At 52.7% G+C, this 25,207-nt stretch carries 21 protein-coding genes; 8 read left to right on the top strand and 13 right to left on the bottom strand.

The genetic code is table 11. From position 1 onward, the window contains the following. The first annotated feature begins 139 nt into the window (after positions 1 to 139). Complete coding sequence (locus EHT25_RS25175; RefSeq protein WP_124877954.1) at positions 140 to 958, top strand: glycoside hydrolase family 16 protein; 819 nt, start codon at positions 140 to 142, stop codon at positions 956 to 958. Between the two features lie 117 nt (positions 959 to 1,075). Here EHT25_RS25175 and EHT25_RS25170 read toward each other — a convergent pair whose 3' ends face one another. The 4 genes from EHT25_RS25170 to EHT25_RS25155 are packed head-to-tail and all read right to left on the bottom strand — an operon-like array spanning position 1,076 to position 3,981. After that, entirely contained in the window at positions 1,076 to 1,759 is a 684-nt protein-coding gene (locus tag EHT25_RS25170; protein WP_124877953.1) for a LytR/AlgR family response regulator transcription factor, read from the bottom strand. Positions 1,760 to 1,765: 6 nt separating this feature from the next. Then, positions 1,766 to 2,794, bottom strand: coding sequence for a sensor histidine kinase (locus tag EHT25_RS25165; protein ID WP_124877952.1), 1,029 nt, complete (start codon positions 2,792 to 2,794; stop codon positions 1,766 to 1,768). Beyond that, a complete protein-coding gene (locus EHT25_RS25160; RefSeq protein ID WP_124877951.1) occupies positions 2,795 to 3,232 on the bottom strand; it encodes a DUF2846 domain-containing protein in 438 nt (145 codons plus the stop codon). Then, positions 3,229 to 3,981 carry a hypothetical protein gene (locus tag EHT25_RS25155; RefSeq protein ID WP_124877950.1) on the bottom strand — a complete coding sequence of 251 codons (753 nt, stop codon included), beginning with the start codon at positions 3,979 to 3,981 and terminating at the stop codon, positions 3,229 to 3,231. Before EHT25_RS25155 ends, EHT25_RS25160 begins: the two co-directional genes overlap by 4 nt. Positions 3,982 to 4,213: 232 nt before the next feature. On the opposite strand from EHT25_RS25155, the gene EHT25_RS25150 reads away from it, so the two are divergent. Continuing rightward, the gene (locus tag EHT25_RS25150; RefSeq protein WP_124877949.1) at positions 4,214 to 5,473 is read left to right on the top strand and encodes a ComEC/Rec2 family competence protein; all 1,260 of its coding nucleotides are present in this window, start codon (positions 4,214 to 4,216) and stop codon (positions 5,471 to 5,473) included. 42 nt (positions 5,474 to 5,515) lie between these two features. After that, a complete protein-coding gene (locus EHT25_RS25145) occupies positions 5,516 to 6,241 on the top strand; it encodes a DUF72 domain-containing protein (RefSeq protein WP_124877948.1) in 726 nt (241 codons plus the stop codon). Positions 6,242 to 6,257: 16 nt separating this feature from the next. Here EHT25_RS25145 and EHT25_RS25140 read toward each other — a convergent pair whose 3' ends face one another. The 8 genes from EHT25_RS25140 to EHT25_RS25105 all read right to left on the bottom strand — a co-directional run bounded on the left by EHT25_RS25140 (position 6,258) and on the right by EHT25_RS25105 (position 16,105). Beyond that, entirely contained in the window at positions 6,258 to 6,554 is a 297-nt protein-coding gene (locus EHT25_RS25140) for a DUF2442 domain-containing protein (RefSeq protein WP_229311791.1), read from the bottom strand. Further along, positions 6,551 to 6,775 carry a DUF4160 domain-containing protein gene (locus EHT25_RS25135; protein ID WP_124877947.1) on the bottom strand — a complete coding sequence of 75 codons (225 nt, stop codon included), beginning with the start codon at positions 6,773 to 6,775 and terminating at the stop codon, positions 6,551 to 6,553. The genes EHT25_RS25140 and EHT25_RS25135 overlap by 4 nt, the downstream gene beginning before the upstream one ends. A gap of 92 nt (positions 6,776 to 6,867) precedes the next feature. Further along, positions 6,868 to 8,340: a sulfatase family protein gene (locus EHT25_RS25130; RefSeq protein WP_124877946.1), complete on the bottom strand. Its 1,473-nt coding sequence runs from the start codon at positions 8,338 to 8,340 to the stop codon at positions 6,868 to 6,870. A gap of 107 nt (positions 8,341 to 8,447) precedes the next feature. Next, complete coding sequence (locus EHT25_RS25125) at positions 8,448 to 8,954, bottom strand: GNAT family N-acetyltransferase (RefSeq protein ID WP_124877945.1); 507 nt, start codon at positions 8,952 to 8,954, stop codon at positions 8,448 to 8,450. A 75-nt stretch (positions 8,955 to 9,029) separates the two neighbouring features. Continuing rightward, positions 9,030 to 10,319: an O-antigen ligase family protein gene (locus tag EHT25_RS25120; RefSeq protein WP_124877944.1), complete on the bottom strand. Its 1,290-nt coding sequence runs from the start codon at positions 10,317 to 10,319 to the stop codon at positions 9,030 to 9,032. A 252-nt stretch (positions 10,320 to 10,571) separates the two neighbouring features. Beyond that, positions 10,572 to 11,576, bottom strand: coding sequence for an ankyrin repeat domain-containing protein (locus tag EHT25_RS25115; protein WP_124877943.1), 1,005 nt, complete (start codon positions 11,574 to 11,576; stop codon positions 10,572 to 10,574). A gap of 99 nt (positions 11,577 to 11,675) precedes the next feature. Beyond that, positions 11,676 to 15,206, bottom strand: a complete 3,531-nt coding sequence (locus EHT25_RS25110) for an ABC transporter permease/M1 family aminopeptidase (protein ID WP_124877942.1) — start codon at positions 15,204 to 15,206, stop codon at positions 11,676 to 11,678. A gap of 11 nt (positions 15,207 to 15,217) precedes the next feature. Then, positions 15,218 to 16,105, bottom strand: coding sequence for an ABC transporter ATP-binding protein (locus EHT25_RS25105; RefSeq protein WP_124877941.1), 888 nt, complete (start codon positions 16,103 to 16,105; stop codon positions 15,218 to 15,220). 200 nt (positions 16,106 to 16,305) lie between these two features. Here EHT25_RS25105 and EHT25_RS25100 point away from each other — a divergent pair, with 200 nt between their 5' ends. Beyond that, entirely contained in the window at positions 16,306 to 17,805 is a 1,500-nt protein-coding gene (locus tag EHT25_RS25100) for a sensor histidine kinase (protein ID WP_185731483.1), read from the top strand. After that, complete coding sequence (locus EHT25_RS25095) at positions 17,802 to 18,515, top strand: LytR/AlgR family response regulator transcription factor (protein WP_124877939.1); 714 nt, start codon at positions 17,802 to 17,804, stop codon at positions 18,513 to 18,515. The genes EHT25_RS25100 and EHT25_RS25095 overlap by 4 nt, the downstream gene beginning before the upstream one ends. Positions 18,516 to 18,594: 79 nt before the next feature. Here EHT25_RS25095 and EHT25_RS25090 read toward each other — a convergent pair whose 3' ends face one another. After that, positions 18,595 to 20,127, bottom strand: coding sequence for a right-handed parallel beta-helix repeat-containing protein (locus EHT25_RS25090; protein WP_124877938.1), 1,533 nt, complete (start codon positions 20,125 to 20,127; stop codon positions 18,595 to 18,597). Between the two features lie 280 nt (positions 20,128 to 20,407). On the opposite strand from EHT25_RS25090, the gene EHT25_RS25085 reads away from it, so the two are divergent. The 3 genes from EHT25_RS25085 (at position 20,408) to EHT25_RS25075 (ending at position 25,201) form a co-directional block, all read left to right on the top strand. Beyond that, complete coding sequence (locus tag EHT25_RS25085) at positions 20,408 to 21,412, top strand: NAD(P)/FAD-dependent oxidoreductase (RefSeq protein WP_124877937.1); 1,005 nt, start codon at positions 20,408 to 20,410, stop codon at positions 21,410 to 21,412. Between the two features lie 91 nt (positions 21,413 to 21,503). Next, positions 21,504 to 21,818: a 2Fe-2S iron-sulfur cluster-binding protein gene (locus tag EHT25_RS25080; RefSeq protein WP_124877936.1), complete on the top strand. Its 315-nt coding sequence runs from the start codon at positions 21,504 to 21,506 to the stop codon at positions 21,816 to 21,818. Positions 21,819 to 22,039: 221 nt separating this feature from the next. Then, a complete protein-coding gene (locus EHT25_RS25075) occupies positions 22,040 to 25,201 on the top strand; it encodes a sensor histidine kinase (protein WP_229311790.1) in 3,162 nt (1,053 codons plus the stop codon). Positions 25,202 to 25,207: the final 6 nt, after the last annotated feature.

Genomic DNA, 25,207 nt, shown 5'->3' with positions numbered 1-25,207 from the left:
GTATAACCGACGACAGCCCCGTTCGGTTAGATCACCGGTTTATAATCTTTCTGGTGCGGTGGTCACAAGCAAAAACCGTATTTTTCAAACCGGCCGCGAACGGCTACATTTACCGTTCTATTCCTAAAACCGCTCAGTGATGAACCTGCTTTTTTACCTGCTGCTTGGGTTATTTGCCAGTCAACCGATTCCGCCAAGTGCCGACTGGAAACTGGTCTGGTCCGACGAATTCAACACGCCCGGCCCGCCCGACCCGGCAAAGTGGAAGTTCGAAACCGGTTTTGTCCGCAATAACGAGCATCAGTGGTACCAGCCCGACAACGCCCGTTGCGAGAACGGTTTTCTGATTATTGAAAGTCGGCGGGAAAACCGCCCGAATCCCACTTACCAACCCGGCAGTACCAACTGGAAAACCAGCCGCGATTCCATCCACTATACCTCCTCCAGCCTGAACACCCGAGGGTTGCACCAGTGGCAATACGGACGGTTTGAGATGCGGGGGCGCATCGACATTCGGCCCGGCCTGTGGCCCGCTTTCTGGACGCTGGGCGTTGCGGGCCCGTGGCCTTCCAACGGCGAAATCGACATCATGGAATATTACCGGGGCATGTTGCTGGCCAATGCGGCCTGGGGCACGGACAAGAAAAACGTTGCAGCGTGGAGCACGACCAAAAAACCGGTCACCGAGTTTAATGATCCGAAGTGGGCGGAGAAATTTCACGTCTGGCGAATGGATTGGGATTCAACCTTCATCAAATTATATATTGATGATCAACTCCTTAGCACGGTCGATCTGTCGAAAACCGTGAATGGCGACGGCAGTGGCAAAAATCCGTTTCACCAGCCGCACTATATCCTCCTGAACCTCGCCATTGGCGGGCAAAACGGCGGTGATCCGGCCACCACGAAATTCCCGGCGCGGTTTGAAGTGGATTACGTGCGGATTTATCAGCAATAGAGGATTGTTTCGCGGAGTTGAGCGGAGAAGCGCAGAGTTAAGCGGAGAAATTTATAACAAACTCCGCTTAACTCTGCGCTTCTCCGCTCAACTCCGCGAAACAACCTCTTAAAGTTCTCATTTCCCCAATAACCGCTGTTCCAGCATTTGGCGGTAGGTGGTGGCCAGCGGGATGGCGATGGTGCCCACCGTCACCTGATGGCGCTCCAGTTTGCGAATGGCCTTTAGCGCCACGACGTACGATTTATGAACCCGGATAAACTGGTCGGCGGGCAGTATCCCCACCATCTCCGCCAGCGTCATGCGCGTGCTGACCTGCCGGTTTTGTTCGTGAATAAAAAGCAGATTGGTGTCCGAATGGATGTACAGTACCTCGCCCAGATTCACCCGCACCCAGTCGTAGCCGTCCTTTACGAAAATGCTCGACGACTCGCCCTGCTGCTGCAAATGCCGGGTATAGGCCCGGTTACAACTCTGTAAAAACCGGCTGAACGCAATCGGTTTGAGCAAATAATCGAGCGCATTCAGGGCAAACCCTTCCAGCGCATAATCGGCGTAGGCGGTCGTAAAAATCACCGGTTTCTGCAGCGGAGCGATGACCTGGGCAAAATCCGTCCCCGTTAGATCCGGCATCCGAATGTCCAGAAATAGCAGATCGACCCGTTGCGTGTGCAGGTAATTCAGGGCGTCGGTCGTGTTCATGAATGTCTGAACCAGATCCAGAAAGGGCACTTTGTCGGCATACCGGCTCAACACCTCCAGCGCTGCGGGTTCGTCGTCAATGGCAATGGCTCGAAGCATAAGATTCTATAAATCAATCCGTAACGTAACGCTGTAAATCTGATCAGTTTGCCCGATGCGCAGTTCATGCCGGTTCGGATACAGCAATGCCAGGCGTTTCCGGGCGTTTTTGATACCCGTTCCGGAGCCGGTTTTTGTATCGCTATTTGTTCCCAGCGTATTGGTAACGCGCATCCGGAGCTGGCGGTTTTCGACGATCACCTCCAATTCCAGCTCCGTGGGATGAATCACACTGACGCCGTACTGAAACATGTTTTCTACAAACGGAATCAGGAGCAGCGGGGCCAGGAGCGCGGGCTGACCATCCCAATCCAGTTGCGTCCGTAGCTGCAGTGAATCCAGTTGGGGCAGCCGGGCGCGTTGCAGGGCCAGGTACTGTTCCAGAAACTGAAACTCCTGTTCGATGGAAATGACCGGGCGCGTCGATTCCTGGAGCGTAAACCGCAAAATACTGGCCAGTTGTTCAATCCGATCCGCCACCGATTCATTGTCCGATTGCTGGGCTTCGTTGTAAATGGTATTCAGCGCATTGAACAGAAAATGAGGATTGATCTGAGCCTTCAGCGCCGTCAGTTCAGCTTCGGTTTTTTGCTGAATGAGCTGTTGTTGCTGCCGTCGGGTTTGCAGTGTATCGGCAATAAAACCGTATAGCGTGATAAAACCGATCAACAGGCTGGTAACCAGCATGTTTTCGTCCACGAAAGCCGGTTCCTGATCCGTGCGTACCTGCAAAATCTCGAACAGCAACCACGCAAAAAAACACAGCCAGCTCCAGTAATATGGTTTGCTTTTATCCGCATGCATCCACCGGCGGAAGGCCAGCCGGTAATTGAGCTGCGCCAGTAACCCAATGCAGAAAAGCAGAAACAACAGCCCCAGCAAATACCGCAGCAGGCTCCCCAGATCGGGCAATTCCTGATCCAGTTGCGGGCCAACCATTTCGTACAGACGCCACGCCCAATACGTCAGCAGGGCGGTCAATGCGCCCGCCAGCAAGAGTCCGGATCGGGATAAAAACACAGCTCGTTTCCTCATTCACTCGGGTGTTTTACTCGGGTTCCGGTTTGAATTGGCATTTTCGGGTTTCATCCGGCGAAGCTCCTTGCGGGCCTGTTGGGATTCAACGAGCGCCATGAGCATGACCGAACTCAAAAAATCGACTTCCACCACGGTTTTGACGTAATAAGTTTGACCGGCCTCTACCTTTAACCAAAGCGGACGACTATCGGTAAAATAATCACTGTAAAACTCAATTTTAATCCGGCCGGGCGTTACGGGCAGCTGCACATAGCGGTTGGGCGACAATTCAGCGGCTTTTTGGCCATTGATTTTAAAAGCGTAGGCCGTACCCAGTCCCGAAAGAAACTCCTTTTCGCGGTAGATAATCAGTTGCGCGGGTTCGGTTTGAGCGGGCTGACCATCCGCATGTTGCCAAAAAACCAGCACCAACAGACTGATCAGGAGCGTTTTCATGGTTTTTGGCGACCCGAAAAATTGCGGGAAATATACACGCCAATCTGGAGGTAAAACTGGCCCATCCGCTCCTTCGGGGCATCCGTCAGTTCAAAGGCGTCGGACCGCCAGGGCGTACGTTGAAAACTGCGCCGGTAACCGAAGCGACTCACCCATTGAAAGGTATTGGGACGCTTTTCCCGCTGAACAACCTCCACATTTACATCCCAAAAACCGGTGGTCTGAATCAGCGACGGCACACTCCCCGGCGGGCTATACTGGAGCAAATTCTGAAACGAAACTGATTGATTGGTGGCTCGAAAAATACTGTATTCATAGTGTAGGCTTCCCAAACCGGCATTGATAAAAACCCGTTTGTTGCGCGTATTTGCCACATCATAGCCCAGCAGAAAAGTGACTCCGCTCATATTCTGGCGCCGGGCGAACAACGAGTTACCTTTTTTATCAGGTGGCAGCAGACTTTTGTCAATGGCAAAAAACGCCTGCAACGCTACCTTAAACCGCTGCCGACGATACGCAAACGAAGCCAGCGCCACCCGGTCCGGGCTATTATCAACCTTAATCTGATTAGTTCGAAAGTAACCCCGCATCGTCGGGAGTGACGTGATGGCGTACGCAAAACCGGGTTCCATAATCCAGCTGGACCGGAAATTGCTTTTCGGAGGAATTGCCGGTGTGGCGGTTGAATCATCCGATTGTCCCCAAACCGGATAGGTGGCCAGAAGTGCCAGTAAAAAAATGAGTTTCATACAACGGATCGATTGCTAGTGGTGGTTCAAAAAAACCAGGGTAAAATTCCATTTCCAAACGCGTGTGGGAAACGCCCTCAGGTTTGTGGCCAAACCACTCTATTTTGTGTTGACGACTTCGTTCGCCTTCGCCGGAAGCCATAACTTAACATTACCTTTATCCCGGAATTTGGATCGAATCCATTGAATTGACTAAGTTTATCCGGTTTTTAGCTGCCCATCCTCTCTCCTTATGAAACGGCTCTGCGTACTCGCCTGCTTACTCGTTTTCGGAAATGCCTTTGTTGCTCACGCCCAGCAGGTTGGGCAGCCGCTGCCGGTGTGGCAGGAAGGGAATCTCGACATCCACCAGATCAACACCGGTCGCGGCAACTCGGCGTTTCTGATTCTGCCCGACGGCACCACGGTTTTGATCGACGCGGGGGAACTCGACCCGACCGATCCGCGAACGATGAGCCCGCGCAACACACCCGCCAAACCCAACGGCGACCGCCATGCCGGGGAGTGGATTGCGCGCTATGCCCGCAAAGCCCTCAGTTTCCGCACCGATCCGGCCATCGATTATGCCATCATGACGCACTTCCACGACGACCACATGGGCGCACCGTCGAAAACGTCTAAAAAAGCTCCGGCGGGTGATTACGTGCTGACCGGCGTTACCGAAGTGGCCGAACACATTCCCGTTCGCAAGATCATCGACCGCGCCTGGCCCGATTACAATTACCCCATTTCGGGCGATCCTTTTCCGCTGGTGACGAATTACCGCCAGTTTATCAATTGGCAAATCCAGAACAAGGGCCTGAAAGTGGAGCGGCTTCAGGCCGGGCGTAACGACCAGATTCAGTTGTTGAAGCAGCCGGCAAAGTACAAGGATAAATTCGAAATCCGGAATCTGGCGGTCAACGGTGAAATCTGGACGGGAGTTGGCTCCGTCACCCGCCAGCATTTTCCGGAACTGAAATCACTGCCCCAAAACCAGTATCCCAGTGAAAACATGTGCAGCATGGCCCTGCGGTTGAGCTACGGTAAATTCGATTATTTTTCGGGCGGAGATATTCCCGGCGTGTTGCAATTCGGCCAGCCGACGTGGCACGATGTGGAAACGCCGGTGGCGCAGGTCGTGGGGCCGGTGGAGGTTCAATTGCTCGATCACCACGGCAACCGCGATTCACAGAACGGGTTTCTGCTGGGCAGCCTGCGCCCCCGTGTGCTGGTGATTCCGGTCTGGTCGTCCGACCATCCGGGCCACGACGTACTGGCCCGCATCTACTCGCAACAGGTTTACCCCGGCGACCGCGATGTTTTTGCCACCAACATGCTGGAAGCGAACAAATTGGTGATCGGCGAGTTGCTCAACCGCCTGAAAAGCGATTCGGGGCATGTGCTGGTGCGGGTTGATCCGGGCGGAGACAGTTACCGAGTCATTATTCTGGACGACAATGACGAATCGTTTCGGGTCAAAGCCGTTCATGGACCGTACCAGGCGCGGTGAACAAAACCGCCCCATACCAGTTTTGCAGATGTCAGGAACAGTATGCGTATCCACATCGGCACATCAGGTTGGAGTTACGGCCATTGGGAGGGCGTTTTGTATCCGCATCATACGGCGGTGCATGATCGGCTGGCGTATTACGTCCAGCAATTCCAAACCGTCGAGCTCAACAGCAGTTTTTACCGCTGGCCCCAACTCAGCACTTTTGCGGGTTGGCGCAGTCGCTTACCCGGCGGTTTTCGGCTGACCGTCAAAGCTCCCCGGGGACTGACACACGCCAGGAAACTCTACGCCCCGGAAGCCTGGCTCGAACGGATCAAAACCTGCTGGCACACCTTACGCGAAAAACGGGCGGTTTTGCTGGTACAACTCTCTCCGCACCTGGTCTACGACTACGAACGGTTGGCGTATTTTCTGGAGCAGGTTCCCGACTGGTTACAGATTACTGTCGAATTTCGGCACCACAGCTGGCACAACGAAGCGACGTTTCGACTGCTGGAAAAACACCAGGCGGCTTATTGCATCATGAGTGGGGCCAACCTGCCCTGCATTCTGCGGGCCACCGCCCCGTTTGTGTACGTTCGGATGCACGGCCCCGATCGGCAGCATTTATACGGTGGTTCGTATTCCGACGCCGACCTCCACTGGTGGGCCGACCGCATTCGGGAATGGGTCGCAATGGACAAAGAAGTTTACGTGTATTTCAACAACGACGGCGGAGGAAACGCCGTGCGAAACGCGCTGACGCTAAAGGCAATTGTTGGATAGTACGGTTTTACATTATTCATGCAATTAACCGGCTTCGCTCATACATCACGTCCGGGTCAAAATCCAAAGGTGCCGGTTTACGACTACCATCGTAATCAATCATTGTTAACAGATCATCCCAATAGAGTGTTCGCCCATCGGTTTTCACTTGCTTAAACAACTGTTTATCAACCAGCTTTGCCACCGGACTCTGCGGTTTCGATTCATTAATAGCAGTTTGTAAATCGACTTCCCGCACCTCGCCCGTATTCCACAAACAAATTACTTTGTAAGGTTCAATCAACAGGATTTGTTTAATGCGCGGCAGCATCATTCCAGCGGTTTAATCTTTTTAAAACTACCCATTTCTTCCTGTAACAAATTGTAATTATCCATCAGTTCATCCCGATGAAGTTCAACCCAAGCTTGTACCAGACGAGCTTGCTTTCGGGGTATTTCACCTTTGATTGTATTCCCGGTTTCGATGGAAAATATAGCCTCTTCGCCATTGTATTCCGCATGAAAATGAGGGAGCAAATGATCTTTGGCGTACATGTAAATGATAATACCAAAAAACGGCTGATTTCAGGCATACTAGTGTGGCGGTTTTCTCAAAACTACAAAACAGAGACGGATTTTTGTGCGTTTCACTCAAAGTCCCACTTACTCACCCACTGATCTTTCGTCTGCTGCTGAAACCGCTTTAACTTCCCCTGCATCCGTTTCAAAACCGCTTGGTGGTTGGGTTCTCCGGCGAGGTTATGTATTTCGTCGGGGTCGTTTTGCAGATCGTATAATTCGAAGCGCGGACGATGCAGGTAGGCTTCTACTGTCCGTTTGCCGTACAGCTTCCGACCGGTTTTGCGAACATCCTGCCACGTAAACGACTGGTACAGATCGAGCGCCATCGGAAAAGGCAACAAATGCGCAATGTTGAAAATGAGCTTGTAACGCCGTTCGCGCAGCACCCGCATCGGATAATACATCGTTACTTCGTGCAGCGAATGCGACGCGTAGACTTCATCCCAGCCCGTCACGTTTTCCTGCTCCACGATGGTCTTGAAACTCCGCCCCTGCCGATAAATCGTGTCCGATAACGCACCGGCGAAATCCAGGAGTGTTGGCATCAGATCCACCCACGACACCATCGCATCCTGCACAAAACCCGGTTTTTGCCGTTTGGGTAGTTTAACGATCAGCGGCAATTTCATGCCCGGTTCGTACAAAGTCGTTTTTGAGCCGGGGAACGGCGCCCCGTTGTCCGACAAATAGACAATAATCGTATTGTCATACTGACCGGTTTCTTTCAGCAACGCCACCAGTCGTTCCACGCCCTGATCCAGCCGACTGATCGATTCGTAATACTGCGCCAATTCCTGCCGGGCCGCACGGGTGTCGGGCAAATAAGGTGGCACTTTAACCTGAAACGGCTGGTAAAAAACATCGTGAACCTGCGGATAGCCGCCGGGCCTGTTACCAAACCGATTGGCCTGATCGCTCGTAAAAACCGGTGATCCGTCGGGTGCGACGGCATTGCTGCGGTGCGGGTCATCGGTGGCGAAATAGAGAAAAAATGGCTTGTCGGACGTCTCCGAAAACAGCGGGTAGCACAAATCTGCCATCGCAACCGGGCTGCGGCCAATCGACGCCGGATGGTTGGTGCCACCGGCCTGAAGCACCTGCTGAAAATGATACGCCGACTCGGGGGCAACGTGGAATTTACCGATCCGGGCTGTTCGGTACCCGGCTTTGGCGAGTTGGACCGGCAGCGTTCGCACCGTATCGAACGAGCTAAAATGGTGTTCGCGATGCTCCAGCCCGTACATACCGTTGGCGTGGTTGTGCAAGCCCGTCAACAGTACCGACCGACTGGGGCTGCAACTGGCCGTGGTACAAAATGCGTTGGAAAACCGCGTTCCTTCGGCGGCTAACTGGTCGATGTGGGGCGTTTTGACAACCGGATTTCCGTAACAGCCGACGGCTTCGCGCCCGTGATCATCGGCCACAATCAGAACGATGTTAGGGCGCGCATCTTTCCGGCTTTTCACGTTCCGAACCGGCAGAAAAGCCATAATGGCTGTCAGTAGAAAAAGGGTAATTGGAAGCAGAAACCGTCCCATTCGTTACTTTTTCCGGTAAAAATAGGATACGGTTTGGAATGGTGTCGTAAAGCAGAGAATAATTCTCGTTGTTGCTCGCGATTGGAAAAGCGCTGATAACGAGTTTATCAAACCGTCAATCGTTTCTCGTAGCAATAAAACCGCAAACCGGGCCGGAATCCCAGTCCGATTTCGCCAGCGAATACGTAACCTACTTTCGGGAAAAGCCGTTGTGTGGCTTCGTTTTGGGTGTTGGTATCGATTCGAAGGACTTGAATGCCGCGTTGCCGGGCCACCTCGTCGGCCTGCGCCAGCAACCGGGCCGCCACACCCCGCCCGCGAACCGCCGGATCGACCGCCAGCCGATGAACGACAATGGCGGTTTCGCTCAAATCCCAACCGACCTGCGCATATTCCGGCTCCTGATCGGTTGTAATGGCCGCAACTCCAACCAGTTGCCCGTCCAGGTCGGCCACCCAAAGCTGGCCCTGCGCAATGTCTTTTTCAAAAACCGCAGCGTTCGGATACTGATCATCCCACTGAAAATTTCCGACGGCCTGCATCAGCGGCACCACGCGCCGGATCAATTGCAACAAAGCCGAAATGTCGGTTGACAAAGCTAAACGTACTGTCATTTTTTGAGTTACGAGTTATGAGTTAAGAATTGGCTGACGCGTTTAATTCTTAACTCATAATCTTAACTATTTTCCTTAGCCAATGATTTCAGCAACTAATTCCGGTTCCCGTTCCTGCGTTCTAATGACTTCCGGTTCTACCCGATTCGGCGGGAGCTTCATCCCGGTCAGGAAGAACAGGGAGGTAAAAAAGGAATAAAAAACCACCCCGCGTTGCGCCGAAAGTACATTTTCGGTAAAGAAAGTAATCACAAAAATCAGCAGCAGAATCGCGTAGAGATGATCCCGACGGCGGGCGGCATTAGCAAACTGAATCCCCAGAATAACAATGAGTAATCCGATGCCAAGCAGCCCAAAACAAAGCCATTGATTGATGTATTCGTTGTGGGTATCGTGCGGTTCCAGCGTTACGTGCAGCATTCGGGAATAATCCTTGTACCGGGCTTCCAGGGCCGGATCGATTCCGCCGGGGCCAACACCCGCCAGCCAGTTCTGTTTCAACACATCCAAATCGACCGCCCAGATCACCTGCCGCATCTGCACCGAATTTGCATTCGGATTGTCGTTCGGTTTGGCGGTTAACAACGCCGAAAACTCCCCGATTCGCTGGCTACTGAAAGGGATGGAAATGCAGGCTACGGATACCGAAAGCAGCAAGACAGCCAGAATGGGAACGACCCGCTGTTTGTACGCCCGGTTGATCCACCCATAGTACAACAGAATGGCAAAAAGCGCAATAACCGGTGCTTTGGGCATCAACGCCATCAAAAACAGAAACAACGGGAAAAGTACGGCACTCAGTTTCCAGCCCTTCAATTGTTGCCGGTGTTGCGGAGAAATCAGCAGAATCGCCGAAGCAAAACACAGGTAAATGCCCATGTACGTCGGATGGAAACTCGTGATTTCTGTAAAATAAAGCCGGTATTGAATGTGGGCTTCCGGCCCGTTGATCTGCCAGCCGTATTTGAGCAGATAAAACAGATTACCCGCCAGACAGGAGATAAAACAGGCGTATACGAAGTAAATCAATTCGCCCGAAATGGTTTTCCGCGTCTGGGGTTGCATGAAAAGGAGCGCAAAGGGTGCCACCATCAGACTGGCCTTCTGTTCCAAATCAAAAAGAACGTCGGAGCGGTGGGCCGGGTCAGTAAACGGGAGATGAGCTGCGTAGAGCAGGTAAATACTGCCCAAAAACAAAGCCCCACCGTAGGGCCGAAAATGGCGGTTTTTATTGAAGAAGTTATCCCGGATTACCCAAAACAGAAAAATCCCCATCAAAACAAAAATCTGCAGCCGGTTAGGCAAAAAAAACGCAATCATCACCACCCGGGCTAAATACTTGTCGTACGCAGTCAAACTATCCATTCAGGTTGTTTTTTATTCGGGATAGCTTCACGCAAGCGGCTTATTTTGCCACGCCGGTCGTTCTAACATCTTGTTTTTCACGCCGTTGAGAAGTGAATCGGATACTCAGAAAACCAGTTGCCTACCACTGCATGCGCTCCCCTCAGTTTGGTACTATGACCCTTAGGACGTTGAAGTAGTTGCAATTGTTTTATGAATCTTATCGTATAGCCCACAATTTATCCCGAAGCCCAAAGCGTAATTGCTTGTTCGTCAAGGTTTCCGGGTTGGCAAATTGGCCATACTTTTTTGCAGGGCAACAAAAGTGGCGGGGGGCGAACCGGCCTCCGCATACATTTTTTCGCTTTGGGCAATCAATTCCCGGAACCCCCTGTTCTGAGGTCCAACTACCGATGCATCGGCGCCGTGTTCCAGCAAAATTTGACATACATCCCACAATTCCTGACGGGCCGCAGCCAGCAGCGCCGGGTGACCGGCCAGCCAGCCGTAGTCGGCGGCTGGATAGATGGCGTTCGGATCAGCGCCGTATTCAAGCAACAATTTTACCTTTTCCAGACGGTCTTTCGGATAATCCATGACCACGAACAAAACCGGAATATCCTGATTTTGAAGGTGTTTTGCGTTGGGATTGGCGCCTTTTTTCAGAAACCATTCCAGCAGGGTGGCCGAACCCTGCCGGGCCACCAGGACGTGTGTCGGGGTATGCAGCGGGTCGGCGGTTTCGAACGTAGCCCCGTGGGCCATCAGCAGTTCCAGCGACTCCGTCCGGCTCACCGAATCCTCGGAGGCTGCCGCACGAAGGGCCGCAAAATCGAGCAAGGTCGTGTGATTTTCCCCGCTTTCGTTCAGCATCCGGGGCTGCGCCAGCAGCGTTTGTAACTTCGGAATGTCATTGGCCCCGATGGCTTCGGCCATGCGCAACTGGTTCGGATCGGTGAAATAATACGAACCATTCCAACGGTTTTCATCCGCTTTCCCAGCCTGTTGCCTGTTAGTATAGTGAACGATCGCTTCCCGGATTCCGAACAGGAGTGGAACGAGCAGGGCGACCAGAACCACAATTTTTGTCAACTGAAACGGCAGTATATTTAGACCCAAAACCGCCACCAGCAGCATACCGCCCACAAACAGATAGCCCGCGGCCACTCCCCGCCCGGCGGCATCGGTGCCAGATTGATTGAGTGTCAGCGCGGAGTACGCCATTAAAACCGCATAACAGCCGATGAGCGCCCAGTTGGTCAGTGTGATGATTTTCATAATCCGAAATTGCGCTCCGAAAACCGGAAAAGCTACCCGCAATGAACAACGGGTAGAATCCAATACATAGCTGGCGTACCCTGGTTGGTCGCTTTCCTGCTAATCTTTCAGTTCCTGCACATTGTTGTCGGTATTTTCGTCCAGCGCGTAGCCATCCGGATCGATCACGACGGTTTTCGGTTTTCGATCAACCGTTAGATTCAGGATCGTTCGGGATTTTGTAAAGTGGTGTTTTTGGGAATAAACCGGTTTGGTGGCCGCGTTCCAGTCGGCTGCGGGCCGGTCAAAAACCGCAATTTCCCAGTTGTCATCAGGCGGTAGCTTAATAAGTTTTCCGTCGGCTCGCTGCCCGGTTTTGGTATTCGTAACTTCCAACTGAAGCGCAAATCGGTTATTTTCAATGGGTTTACAACGGAGAGCTTTAATAGCCAGCTCATTGGTAACCACTTTCCGCAAGCTCTCATCGATCAACCGGTTTTGCGATTCCGTAGCTTCTTTTTGCAAAGCCTGAATCAACTCTTCCGGTTTTGCCCTGGTGCCCAACCGCACGTGCTCGACCAGCAGCCCACGCAACGCCCGGCTAAACCGCTCCTCGCCCATGGCTTCCTGAATGCGGTACAAAACCATCCCGCCTTTCTGGTAACTGGCAAAATTCTGATTCTCCGTCACCACCAGCGGCAACTCGGTTTTCGACTCGTTCCGGAACACGAAATAGAAGTTTTTATCACCCAGAAAATACGGTCGCATCTGCCTTTTCCCGTACCGTTTTTGCAAAATCATCGCTTCCGAATATTTCGCCAGTGATTCCGTCAATAATTGATAACCAGGCCCATCGACGGGCTTCAACTGAAGCGCCCACCACTGATGCGCCACTTCGTGCGCTGCCGTTGCATAGGCATAATTGACTCGTTTCGGGTCCCGGACATCGATCCGGAAATTGAGACGTTCCCTGCTGAAAATCACTCCCGGATAGGCCGTGGCCGAGCCCTTGTACTGCGGTATTTCGGCCAGCGTCAATTGCGGGAATGGGTAGCGACCAAACTGCCGGTTGCCATAATCCAGCGCATCTTTCAGGGCCTGCATCATCACCGGAACGTTGGCAGTTTGCCCCGAATGGTAATAAATCCGCAACGTAACACCTTTATACACTTCTTTCAATTCCGCATACCGCGCCGAGCTCAGGGCAAACTGAAACGCAACGGGCTGGCTCGTTTGATAGTGAAAATAGCGTCGATTACCGCGTATCCACGATTTTTGGAGCGTTCCCACCGTCACGACCTGCTGATCGGCCGCTGTCGAAACGGTGGTTTCCAGATCAATCCGGTGGAAATCGGTCGTGGGTTTCACAATCGTCGGTTTTCCCAAACCCGCTTTTCTGCGAACCGTTTCATCTTCCACTTCCAGCCGGGCGTTGTAGCCCGGAAAAGGCACATATTTGTCCAGTTCGATGTACGAACCGTTTTCGACCACCGAATTTTCGGAGTTGAACGGCATAGAACCGGTCCGTACAATCTCTTCCGAAAACCGCAACGTCAGCGTCGCGCCCGGCAACAGCGGTTTTTTCAAATCAAACCGATACTGGTTAAAAACCGGATCATGCATTTGGGTCTGAAAACCAGCCACTTCCAGTTGCACCGTCGACACGTCCGGATCAACCCCCAGCCAGATCTGGTTGATGGGAACCGCTGATTTATTCTGAAGCCGATACATGCCTTTCACGCGGTAGCGACGGTTTTCCGGCAAAATGTCCACCTGCAATTTCACCGCCGTAATAACCGGCTGATCGAACGACTCCAACCGTTTGTATTTCTTTTCATACTGAATTTGCCAGTCCTGCCAGGCGGTTTTGCTGCGATACGTGCCGATGACATTAGTCTGGTAAAAAATCATTCCGCCCACCAGAATCCAGAGCAGAGCAAAGCCCGCAAACACCCACCGGCCGGTTTTTCCCCATTGCCGACCCACCGCTTTGACGCGCTGCCACGGGCTGAGTTGCAAACGGGTTGGCCAGAAACCGGCAGCCAATAATCCCAGTAAAACCGCACAGCATGACCAGTAAATCATGTACCCATCGAAAGCGGACGCATAATGACCGAACCCATTCATCGACGAATAATTCAATTCCGGCACAACGGCATACCGCAGCAGGTAATGTTCCAGACCCAACCGCCGACTGAAGACCAACACACCCGCAACCACCATCGAAAGCAACATGCCCAGGTATTTATTGGAGCTTACCGTCTGGATCAACACCACCAGCACCGCGAATAGGAACAAGGGCAGCCCGCTGTAGTAATAGAGCGAAAGATAAACCAGCCATTCGGCAGGAAAATACCCCAACGTCCACTGAAAAACCAATCCAATACCGATATTCAAGCTGATAATCAGCACAACTAACAAAGCCAGCGCACCCAGTTTTGCCCCAACAAAAACCACCGGATGAACCGATGCACTGCCGATCAGGGTTTGTCGTTGCGCCGATCGTTCGCGCCAGACCAGTTCGGCACTCCAGAAAATGATCAGCAGCATCGCGGGCCGGATCGAGCGAAGATACTCGACAATTATACCCGTGTCCGGATAAGTCACCATCCCGAACCAGCCGTAGCGCACGTTGTCTTTCACCTCCATCCCCATCAGAAACACCCACAAAACGAGCATTATCCAAACCGGAAATTGTCCAAAAACCGCCTTCGATTCCTGTTTCCATTGGGATAGCAACGCCGTCCAGGTATGCCATAGGCTTCCGGTCGTTACCCGAAACCGGCGGTACGGGATCGGGTTTCCGGCAAGAGGCTCCGGTTTTACTTTTTTCGACCGGAATGGTTGCGGTTCGCCGAACGAAAACCGGCGGTATCCGATCAGCAGTACGAGCAGGGATATTCCGCTCCACAAAAACCGGTTTATTCCGAACAAAATGCCAACCGGAAAAAGCTGGTGGTTGCGCTGGCCCACCGACCAAAAACGGGTTTCCTGAAAAAGCGGAGCCAGACCGAACGGATCAATCAGGAACGGCAACCAACCCGGCTGGTCGCGGATGGTTGAACCGGCCATCAACGGTGAATCGCCCAGGACGGAACCGAGCAGATACAAGACATACAACAACACGCCCATCACGTAAACCGCCCGCGCGCTCCGGCTGAGGAGGGCCGTGGTAAAAATCAAACTCACGGCAAAAAACAGATTGGGCAACCCGAAAACCAGCAGCGGCCAAAGGTAGTGAGTCAGGTGAAACGGCCCCTGCCGAACCGGATCAGCCAGAAAACTGCCCGCCAGCAGGCCCGCAACCGCCAGCACCAGTAAGCTAAAAACCGCTCCAAACAAGCCGAAAAACCGGGAAATGAAGTACGAAAACCGCTGTACGGAACTGGTTCCGACGAGCGCATCCATCCGGTAGGTAGTGTCGCGCAGCACGACGTTGGCGCAAAGCAGGGTGCTGACCAGAATCGAGAACAGCGACAGCAGACCGACCAGCACGCTGATCACGTACGGCGCATTGGTGTAGACCGCATCGCCCCCGAAACCGCCCTGCACGCAAAGCATTCCAAAGAGAAAAAAAAGCAGTGATGCGGCTCGAAGGGAGAGTTGGCGGCTGTGGTAGCGGCTTTCGAAGCGAAGTAGCAAGGGTAACATAATGTCGCTTTTTATGCTCGTTTGGTTTCCATCAAGACCGAAAAATAAACCTCTTCCAGCCCCGGATAAAAGGGTTCAAAACCGGGTTCGGGACACGCATCGGCAAGTACCAGCACCTGTTTTTTACCCGAAAATAACCGGGTCGATAAAACCGTATAGGCCGACTGGTAGGCGGCCAACGTTTGTTTTTCAATCGTTTTACTCCAGACCCGACCCTGCAAAGCTGCCGTCAACTGCGTTGGACTGCCCTGGGCAATGATTTTTCCCGCAGCCATCACCGCCAGTTGCGGACACAATTCGTACACATCTTCGACAAGGTGCGTGGAAAGAATGATGACGACTTCTTCCCCGATTTCGCTCAGCAAATCGTGGAAATGATTTCGTTCTTCGGGATCGAGCCCAGCCGTCGGTTCGTCAACGATGATCAACTGGGGGTTTCCCAGCAAAGCCTGCGCAATGCCAAACCGTTGCTGCATCCCGCCCGAAAATGTGCTCACCGCGCGTTTTCGAACGGCATAGAGATGGGTTTGTTGCAGCAGCGCATCGACCTGTTCGCGCCGTTCGGCTTTGTTCAGCAGTCCTTTCAGAATGGCCAGGTGGTCAAGTAGTTCTCGTGCGGAAATGTTGGGGTACACGCCAAAATCCTGCGGCAGGTAGCCCAGCTGGCTCCTTACTTGCTGCGGATGCTGGTGAATGTCAAGGCCATCGAACAAAACCGTTCCGGCGTCGGGTTGTTGCAGCGTCGCCAGGGTTCGCATCAACGACGATTTCCCGGCGCCGTTCGGGCCTAACAAGCCAAATAACCCGTTCGGAATGTCCAGCGAAACCGCATCCAGCGCCTTGACACCGTTGGCGTACTGTTTGCTGACCTGTTTTAGTTGCAATCGACTCGTGTTCATGGCGTTGTCGGATGAAAATGAGTCGAAAAGTAGTGCCTGGTAAATGAATCGGCGGGTTTAAATGAGCAACGAACTGACGATCGTGACGAACGACGCGACCGGGCTGATTTCAGAAATTCGGCGACGTTGGTCACGGACTTCGATCCGTTCGTCATTTTGATTTGCGGATGTCGCGACCGCCCTCTTTCTTAACCCTTTCAATGACTTCGAACACCTTCATTTTCAAACCCGAACGGTTGCTGCGACATCCGGAACCCTGGCTTTTTTTCGGGCTGGCGAGCGGGATCAGTATTGGCAATTCGCTGACCAATCGTCCGACCACCTGGGTCACCTATCTCCAGTCACTCCTGACAGTCAGCCTTTTACTTCTGCCGGTTCTGGTCGTTGCCTGGTATAAACCGGTCTGGAAACAACAGCTTTCGACGCGCGCTTATGGGCAACGTTGGCTGGCCTGTTTTGCGGTTTACCTCCCTCTTGGCACCGTAATTTTCGCCTACACAACGCCCTTCGACTTACCCAATTCGTTATTTGTTATTGCCGGATTTTATGCGTTTCTGCTGGAACTGTTGCTGGAAAGCGCCGACTACGTTCAGAAACAGGTAAGGCGACGAAGATGGCTGCAAAAGTTTGGGCTGGAAAAAGCCATTATGGCCAGCATAACGCTGATTTCCGTCACGCTGGCGGCCATGGCGGTTTCGAGCATGGGCAATCCCACCTACGACACGAAGGAGCAGTTATTGATTGCTTTTGTGCTGGATTTCGGCCAAATCGCCCGGCATTTCGGCACATTTCTGTTTTTTACGCTGCAATTTCTGCTGATGTACCTAAGCGGTTATCTGTTTTTTTACGTGAACAGCCAGTTACTGGTTTCGCACGTATTGAAACAAAAGGGGCTGATTTTTTACGCCCTGAGCGTGCTGGCGACGATTGCGTTGTTGTATCCGCTGGTAGCTCAGGGGTTACTGGCGCTGCCCGTCAACGACCGGCTGGGCGGTTTTTTCTCCAGCAATCCGTTCCAGCTCGAAAATGCATTTGCGGCTCTGACGATTATGCTGGTGAGCCTGCCGGTGGTGCTGGCGCTGCAGTGGTTCAACCAAAACAGCCGGATTGTGGCGCTGGAGAAGGAAAAAGCCGAAACCGAGCTGGATTTGTTGAAGCAGCAGCTCAATCCGCATTTCTTTTTCAATACGCTCAATAACCTCTACGCCCTCAGCCTGCAGAAGTCGGATCAGGCACCGGAAAGCATTCTGAAACTGTCCGAATTGATGCGCTACGTCATTGACAAAGGGCAGGAACGACAGGTTACCATCCGGCAGGAAATCGATTACATCAAGGATTACCTCTATTTGCAGCAAATTCGTCTCCGGCAACGGGCCGACATCCGGTTTGACCAGGAAATCGCCGACGACCAACAGCCTGTTCCGCCCCTCCTGCTGATTGTTTTGGTGGAAAATGCGTTCAAACACGGCATTGAACCCGCGCACGATCCGGCTTTTTTGCACCTGATGATCAAATCGGATTCCCGGCAGCTTTATATTCGTTGTATAAATTCGTTGGAGCCGCCGGAAAGTTCCCGGACCGGCATTGGGCTTCAGAACCTGAAAAGACGGTTGCAACTGTTGTATCCGAACCGGCACGAGCTTCTCATCAATGCCGAAGAGCAACGGTTTCGGGTCGACCTAACGCTGACGTTCTCATGAAAATGCGTTGTCTGATTATTGACGATGAACCGCTGGCGCACGAAGTCATTCTGGCCTACGCCGAAGAAGTCCCCTTTCTGGAAATTTGCGGACACTGTTACCGGGCGACGGAAGCACTGGAATTTCTGAGTCGAAACCCGGTCGATTTGCTATTTCTGGACATCCGCATGCCCCGGCTAACCGGCTTGGAACTGCTAAAAACGCTGATTCAAAAACCGCCGGTCATCATTACATCGGCCTACGAAGAATACGCGCTGGAAGGGTACGATCTGGATGTAACCGATTACCTCCTGAAACCATTTCGCTTCGACCGGTTTTTGAAAGCCGTCAACCGGGCACTGGCGGAGCGTTCCCAGCAAAAACCGGCGTCGTTGTCAGCGGTTCCACCCGTTTCGCCCCAATTGTACATCAAGTCCGACAAAAAACAGGTTCTGGTTCATCTGGATGAGATTTATTACCTCGAAAGCCTGGGCAATTACGTGAAGGTCTGGCGCGAAACCGGCTTCTTACTGACGCCCCGAACCCTGACCAGTTTTGAAAGTCAACTGCCGGCCGACACTTTTGTCCGCATTCATAAATCTTTCCTGCTGAACAAGCGGTTCTTGCAGTTTATCGAAGGAAGTACGATCACGCTGAAGAACGGAAAAAAGCTGCCGATCGGAAAAAACCATAAACATCTGGTTCAAACGTTACTGGACAGCTCGTTTTAAATACAAAAAACAGCCCGGCACTAGCAGTACCGGGCTGTACGTATTATCCCTAAACCCTTAATCTCAAAGTCTTTATTGCTTATTTTTCCAACAGGACGTTGTCCTGGGCGTTGGATTTGAACGTGTTGGCGGTTGTGGCATCAGCGTTCAGTTTCGAACTGTAACTTACAAAAATTCCGTAACCGCCACTATTCGAGATCGTTGTATTTTTGATGGACAGGTTGCCGCCGTACAGGGCCAGATTGGCTTTTTTACCCGAAACGATCGCAATACTACCGCCGTTGCTAATTTCTGCATTTTCGATGACATTTCGTGAGTTAACCGAATAAATCATCAGGCCTTTCCAGGTAGCACCCGTCCGGTCAGCACCCGTGAAGGTTACTTTGTCGGTAGCCGTCCCTTTGGCAATCAGGTAGCCTTTGGAGTTGATCATCATCACGATGTCGCGGGCGCCTTCAATCGTCACACCGGGACTCAGCGTCAGGCCGGTTTCGACCGCAAAGTCACCCGTCAAACGGTACGGCGTTTTGTCTTTGAAACCGCCCCAGGTAACGTCGCCACCTTCCCGTAAATAATACCCTTTTACTTCCACCACATTCCGGCCATTTTCTCCCGTAAAGGCCGAAGCAGCATCCAGTTTGATGACGTTGGCCGGATCAACCTGAATTCCGGCTTCGGTATTTTTGGTGAAGGTATTGGCTTCAAATTCGCGCAGAATGGCCCCTTCCTGTACCAGCAGGCCGTAGCCATCGTTTTGCGAGAATAGGCTGTTTTTCAGCGCAATCTGGGCTTTTCCACCACCGAACAGGGCCATCCCGGCTTTAGTCGAACTGATGATGGTCCGGCTACCGGCGTGCATTACTTCAATGTTTTCCAGTACGTTGGCGTTGCTGCCCGAATAGATCATGATACCGACCCAGAAACCTTTGGTTTTTTCGACCCCAATGAAGCGGATTTTCTTATCCGCCGTTCCTTTGGCGATGATCAGCCCACCGCCATCGTTGATATCCAGCCGCGTATCCCGTTCGAAGGCAATCACCACGCCGGGGTTGATGGTCAATTCGTTGGTTACAACCAGGCTTTTTGGAACGATATAATCCGGATAATCCGGGTTGGAAATCCGGTCGGTCAATACGGTTTTAACCGTGATATTTTTGTCGAGCACAATCGGCTGCGCGACCGATGCGGCAATTTTTACTTTGTCCTTGCTGCTTCCGTTGGCGTTCGAAACCGTCAGTTCCAGCTCATAATCACCGACTTCATCAGGAACGAAGGTTGGTTTGACCGTCGTAGCAGCGGTGATAGCCGCCGTGCTTTTGGCCGGTTTGGTAGCAATTGTCCATTGATACGTCAGCGGAGCGCCTTTGGTGTCGACGGAGGCACTGCCATCCAGTTTAACGGTTTCGCCCACCTGAACTTCCTGATCGGCACCGGCATTGGCCGTCAGCGTATTGACCGGAGGATTCGGTGCGGGATCTACATCGTCTTTTTTACAACCTGCGACCAGAAAAGTAGCCGAAAGAAGAATGGCAAAGGCGCGCTTGGTCAATATGGTCGTTACCCAGGCAGGATTTTTCGCGAACTGAATCGCGACAGGAATTCGATTTTTCATGATTTGCTGTTGTTTACTGTGTGTATAGATAGCGTTCAACTATGGGTACAAAATTGGAGCATTCCGGCGGTTCGGTCTGTCGCATTTTCCGACAAAAAAGAGGCTTTATACGTCAACACATGACCACTTACTCAATCCATATAAAGAATCGCCCAACTATTCCTTGTTCTTATACCATATTCTGATTTATCATACCTTTTGTTATGACCTTTAGCGGTTTTGGCGGCTACCTTTGCAGCGGCTGTTCAAAGAGCGGCTTACCAACCACGAAGACCAAACCATGATCACGACAGATATAGGCATTATTGGCGCAGGCCCCGTTGGGCTGTTTGCCGTTTTTGAAGCCGGTTTATTAAAGATGCGTTGTCATCTGATCGACGCGCTGCCGCAGGTGGGCGGCCAGTTATCCGAGATTTACCCGCAGAAGCCGATTTATGACATTCCCGGTTTTCCGGCCGTCAATGCGCAGGAACTGGTGGATAATCTGATGGAACAGATTGCGCCGTTTCATCCGACGTTCACGCTGGGCGAGCGCGTGGAAAACCTTGAGCGCCAGGCCGATGGCTCGTTTTACATCACGACCAACGAGCAAACCGTCGTGCATTGCCAGGTGGTGGTGATTGCGGGCGGACTCGGTTGTTTCGAACCCCGAAAGCCGGAAATTGAAGGACTGGAAGCCTTTGAAGGCAAAGGCGTTGCATACATGATCAAAAATCCGGAACTGCTGCGCGACCGCCGGGTGGTGCTGGCGGGCGGGGGCGATTCGGCCCTCGACTGGACGGTTTTTCTGGCCAACATTGCCAAAGAAGTGACGCTGATTCACCGCAGTGACAGTTTCCGGGGCGCGCCCGATTCCGCCGAAAAAGTGTTCGAACTGGCCAACGAAGGCCGGATCAACCTGATTCTGCAATCGAACATCAGCCGGGTTTCCGGCAACGGGCATTTGCAGGAAATTGCGATTACGGCCAAAGACAAAACCGTGACGAACCTGGCCACCGACCACCTGATTCCGCTGTTCGGCCTGACGCCCAAACTCGGACCCATCGCCGACTGGGGACTCCAGATCGACAAGTCGGCGATTGAGGTCGATACGACCGACTATTCCACGAACGTAGAACGCCTATACGCCATCGGCGATATCAACACGTATCCCGGCAAGCTGAAACTGATTCTGTGCGGTTTTCACGAAGCCGCCCTGATGTGCCAGAGCGCGTTCAAATACGTCTATCCAAGCCAGAAATTAAGTTTCAAATACACGACCGTCAACGGAATTCCAGTTTTTTAACAGACAAGAGATGCGAGACAAGAGAATAAAGACATACAGCCAATGCGGTTTTTAGTCACTTGTCTCCCATCTAACCTCTCACTTCTCCCCCATGATCCACCTCACAATTGAAGACCAAACCGGCGACCGGCAGCCGATTGAAATTCCGGAAGGCATCAGCCTGAGCCTGATGGAAGTGTTGAAAGCCTCCGAATATCCCATCCTGGCAACCTGCGGAGGCATGGCGTTGTGCGCCACCTGCCACGTTGCGGTGCTGGAAGGTGCCGACGCATTGCCCCCGATCAACGATGCCGAAGGTGATTTGCTGGACACGCTGCCCGATGCCGATGCCGACAGTCGGCTGGCGTGTCAGTTGCGAATCGATGAAACGATCAACGGAGCGGTTTTTCGGCTGCGGTCGAATTGATCACGGCAATCTGGCGGAATTCGCTTTCGTTCGAAAACCGCTTTCGTTCCATTTGCGGTTTTTCGAACGGTTCAAATGCTCGTCACGCTTTTACCCGCGTATATACTAAATGTAACCAAAGCCTTCCCGGATGATTAGTTTTCGTAGTACATTTGCTTCGCTTGGAAAATCGGAAAAAACAACGAGCGGTTTCGGCTACGTATTTCCTCTCTATTGGCTCAATGATTACCGAACGACGCCCGGCGTTGCTGTTGATACTTTGGCTGTTGTGTACCCAATCGTGGGCGCAGGCACCCACGCTGTCGTTTCAGCGATTGACGTTGCGAATGGGTCTGGCCACCAATTTTACCTCTTCTATTACCCAGGATGATCTGGGTTTTATCTGGATTGCAACGGTCAACGGCGTCACCCGCTTCGACGGCCTGCGCTGCATCAATTATGCGCCCCAAACCGGTAATCCACAATCGCTCACGCACCGCATCACCCGCAGCATTTTCAAATCCAGCGATGGGATCATCTGGGTCGGTACGCAACGAGGGCTGAACCGTATTGACCCTAAAACCCAGGCAATCAAGCGGTTTTATTTTACCAATCTGGGCGAAGGGTGTAATTTCGTCCGCACAATCGCGCAAACCCCCGACGGGCTGTTGTGGTTCGGCACCAACAACGGCGTGGTAACGTTCAATCCGGTTACCGAAAAATCGAGTTTGTTAGCCATTCCCTCCGACTCCGCCGACCGTCAGACGGCCAGTTCGGTTCGGCATTTGCTGATTGATGACACCAACCTCTGGATCGGTACCCAGGCCGGGCTTTACGCGTACAACCGGCAGACAAAACAGTTCCGGATTTTTCGCCACGACGAATCCGTACCGACATCATTACCCGACAATTACGTATTATCCATCGCGCGGCATCCCCGTTTGGGCGAGATCTACGTGGGGACTCGTCAGGGGCGATTGGCGGTTTTGAATCCGACCACCGGCCTGTTCCGACGGTTACCCATCGATGCGGGCCGGGGTATTACATCGATCCTGATTACCAAAAATGAAAATGTGTGGATCACTACCGCCGGCGAAGGCTTGTTTCGGTACGATGCGAAGAAAAACCGGTTTCTAGGGTATAAAAACGACGAAAACAATCCCCGCAGCCTGGTTTCAAATTCATTGAAAACCCTGTTTGAAGATCAGTCCGGCATTATCTGGATTGGCTCCGACGACGCGGGGCTAAGCTGGTTCAATCCGAAGATCGACAAGTTCCGTTCTCTCTTCGACGACGTTGGGTACCATCCGGTTTCAACACTGGGGAAAGATGCGGCCTCGCTTTCGTTCGACGAACAGGACCGGCTCTGGATTGCCACCCGCGACGGATTGACGATGATCGATCCCACCCGGCAAACGTACCGGCTGTACCGGCACGATCCGGCGAATCCAAAGAGCATTGGCAACAATCTGGCCTACACGGTACTGGCCGAAAAAACCGGTAAGATCTGGGTCGGGCACTTAACCGGGGTGAGTCGGCTCGACACCACCACGCACTTATTCGAGCAAATCCCCTGTTTGCCCGCTCCGGATGATCTGGACAACTATCCGCCCTTCAACCCCAAACGACGCGATTTTGTGGCCGGAAGTCAGGTTTTCAGTGTCATTCAGAACCGCGACGGCCGGGTTTTTATCGGCTCCAACGAAAAGCTGACCATCTACGACCCGAAGACCAACCTCTTTCTGAATCAATTCAACGACGAACGCATTCGGAAACTGCCCGGCAAAAATTACAATACCATGTACCTCGACCGCTTTAACAACCTGTGGGTGGGCGGTTTAGGGCCGGTTTACAAAATCAGTCCTGATCTGAAACTGCTGGATACCTACATTCATAACGAAGACGATCTACACAGTTTGCCCGATGAAGGCATCACGGATTTTGCCGAAGATGAAACCGGCAAATTGTGGGTCAGCAGCGATAATGGCCTGGGTCGGCTCGACGAAGCCACCAAAAAATTCGATGTTTTCACCACCCGACATGGGTTACCCAACAGTGACATTGCCGGTCTGCGAATGACCGGTGACACGCTCTGGGTCAGCACTTCCAACGGCGTAGCCGTGACCGACATCAAGCAACTCCGGTTTGTTCCGTTCGACGAAGCCGACGGGTTACCTACCTCCGAATTTGAATCCGGATCGAGCGAACGCGATGGCAAACGGCGGCTCTATTTCGGTGCCATGCGCGATCTGGTGTACATTCAGCCCGGAAAAATCCGGATCAATCGCTTTGTGCCACCGGTTTATCTGACTTCGTTCAAAGTCAATGGCCGCGAACTGTTGCGCAACCTTTCGGCCACTCCACCGGACATCGTGCTCGACCACGACCAGAACCAGTTCAGCTTCGAAATGGCCGCGCTCAATTTCGACAATCCCGGCGCCAACCGGTACGCTTATCGGCTCGAAGGCTCCGAAGAGAAGTGGAACCAGACCGGCACCCGGCCCTTCGCCAGTTATACCAACGTGCCGTCCGGCGACTACGTGTTGCACGTCATTGCGGCCAACAACGACGGCATCTGGAACCGGGAAGGCTATCGACTGCGGATTACAATTCGAACGCCGTTCTGGGAAACGTGGTGGTTCCGCACGGCCGCCCTGGCCGCGCTGATTGCGTTGGTATTTTTCATCGCCCAGTGGCGAAACCGGCGGGTGGCGAAGGAACAACAGGAAAAAAGCGACCTGCGCGAACGCATTGCGATGTCGGAAATGAAGGCATTGCGCTCGCAGATGAACCCGCATTTTCTGTATAATTCGTTGAATGCGGTGCGGCTTTTTGTGTTGCAGAATGACAGTGATAATGCCGATAAATACCTCGTCAAATTTGCGCGATTGATGCGGCTTATTCTTGGCAATTCGCGGCAGGAATGGGTGCCGCTGGCGAGCGAAACCGAGCAGCTTCAGTTGTATCTGGAACTGGAGCAACTGCGGTTTAATCATAAATTCGACTTCGCGATTGAAACCGATCCGTCGCTCGATCAGGAGCGGGTTGCCATTCCGCCGATGATCATTCAGCCATACATCGAAAACGCGATTCTGCACGGAATTGCCCACAAAAAAAGCCGGGGCTTCATTCAGGTCTGCATCAAACCCGTGGGCGAACAGCTCGAATGCATGGTCGACGACGACGGCGTGGGGCGGCAAAAATCCGCAGCGCTTAAACGGAGTTCGGCCACCTCGCACCAGAGTGTGGGGCTGAAAGTGACCGAAGAACGGCTGCAACTGATTCAGCAACGGAGCGGAAAAGAAGCGGGCGTGGCCATGATCGACAAAGTGGACGACGATCAGGAACCGGCCGGAACGCGGGTCGTCATCCGGCTTCCGCTGACGCTTCAGGAACCAGTTTAAGCCGTT

It is taken from the genome of Larkinella rosea (assembly GCF_003858635.1).
Lineage (GTDB): Bacteria > Bacteroidota > Bacteroidia > Cytophagales > Spirosomataceae > Larkinella > Larkinella rosea.
This window is presented reverse-complemented; position numbering and strand designations above follow the sequence as displayed.

Bases quoted from the DNA above. Each gene is read 5' to 3' on its own strand.
- EHT25_RS25175 (WP_124877954.1), top strand. From the start codon at position 140: ATGAACCTGCTTTTTTACCTGCTGCTTGGGTTATTTGCCAGTCAACCG.
- EHT25_RS25170 (WP_124877953.1), bottom strand. From the start codon at position 1,759: ATGCTTCGAGCCATTGCCATTGACGACGAACCCGCAGCGCTGGAGGTG.
- EHT25_RS25165 (WP_124877952.1), bottom strand. From the start codon at position 2,794: ATGAGGAAACGAGCTGTGTTTTTATCCCGATCCGGACTCTTGCTGGCG.
- EHT25_RS25160 (WP_124877951.1), bottom strand. From the start codon at position 3,232: ATGAAAACGCTCCTGATCAGTCTGTTGGTGCTGGTTTTTTGGCAACAT.
- EHT25_RS25155 (WP_124877950.1), bottom strand. From the start codon at position 3,981: ATGAAACTCATTTTTTTACTGGCACTTCTGGCCACCTATCCGGTTTGG.
- EHT25_RS25150 (WP_124877949.1), top strand. From the start codon at position 4,214: ATGAAACGGCTCTGCGTACTCGCCTGCTTACTCGTTTTCGGAAATGCC.
- EHT25_RS25145 (WP_124877948.1), top strand. From the start codon at position 5,516: ATGCGTATCCACATCGGCACATCAGGTTGGAGTTACGGCCATTGGGAG.
- EHT25_RS25140 (WP_229311791.1), bottom strand. From the start codon at position 6,554: ATGATGCTGCCGCGCATTAAACAAATCCTGTTGATTGAACCTTACAAA.
- EHT25_RS25135 (WP_124877947.1), bottom strand. From the start codon at position 6,775: ATGTACGCCAAAGATCATTTGCTCCCTCATTTTCATGCGGAATACAAT.
- EHT25_RS25130 (WP_124877946.1), bottom strand. From the start codon at position 8,340: ATGGGACGGTTTCTGCTTCCAATTACCCTTTTTCTACTGACAGCCATT.
- EHT25_RS25125 (WP_124877945.1), bottom strand. From the start codon at position 8,954: ATGACAGTACGTTTAGCTTTGTCAACCGACATTTCGGCTTTGTTGCAA.
- EHT25_RS25120 (WP_124877944.1), bottom strand. From the start codon at position 10,319: ATGGATAGTTTGACTGCGTACGACAAGTATTTAGCCCGGGTGGTGATG.
- EHT25_RS25115 (WP_124877943.1), bottom strand. From the start codon at position 11,576: ATGAAAATCATCACACTGACCAACTGGGCGCTCATCGGCTGTTATGCG.
- EHT25_RS25110 (WP_124877942.1), bottom strand. From the start codon at position 15,206: ATGTTACCCTTGCTACTTCGCTTCGAAAGCCGCTACCACAGCCGCCAA.
- EHT25_RS25105 (WP_124877941.1), bottom strand. From the start codon at position 16,105: ATGAACACGAGTCGATTGCAACTAAAACAGGTCAGCAAACAGTACGCC.
- EHT25_RS25100 (WP_185731483.1), top strand. From the start codon at position 16,306: ATGACTTCGAACACCTTCATTTTCAAACCCGAACGGTTGCTGCGACAT.
- EHT25_RS25095 (WP_124877939.1), top strand. From the start codon at position 17,802: ATGAAAATGCGTTGTCTGATTATTGACGATGAACCGCTGGCGCACGAA.
- EHT25_RS25090 (WP_124877938.1), bottom strand. From the start codon at position 20,127: ATGAAAAATCGAATTCCTGTCGCGATTCAGTTCGCGAAAAATCCTGCC.
- EHT25_RS25085 (WP_124877937.1), top strand. From the start codon at position 20,408: ATGATCACGACAGATATAGGCATTATTGGCGCAGGCCCCGTTGGGCTG.
- EHT25_RS25080 (WP_124877936.1), top strand. From the start codon at position 21,504: ATGATCCACCTCACAATTGAAGACCAAACCGGCGACCGGCAGCCGATT.
- EHT25_RS25075 (WP_229311790.1), top strand. From the start codon at position 22,040: ATGATTACCGAACGACGCCCGGCGTTGCTGTTGATACTTTGGCTGTTG.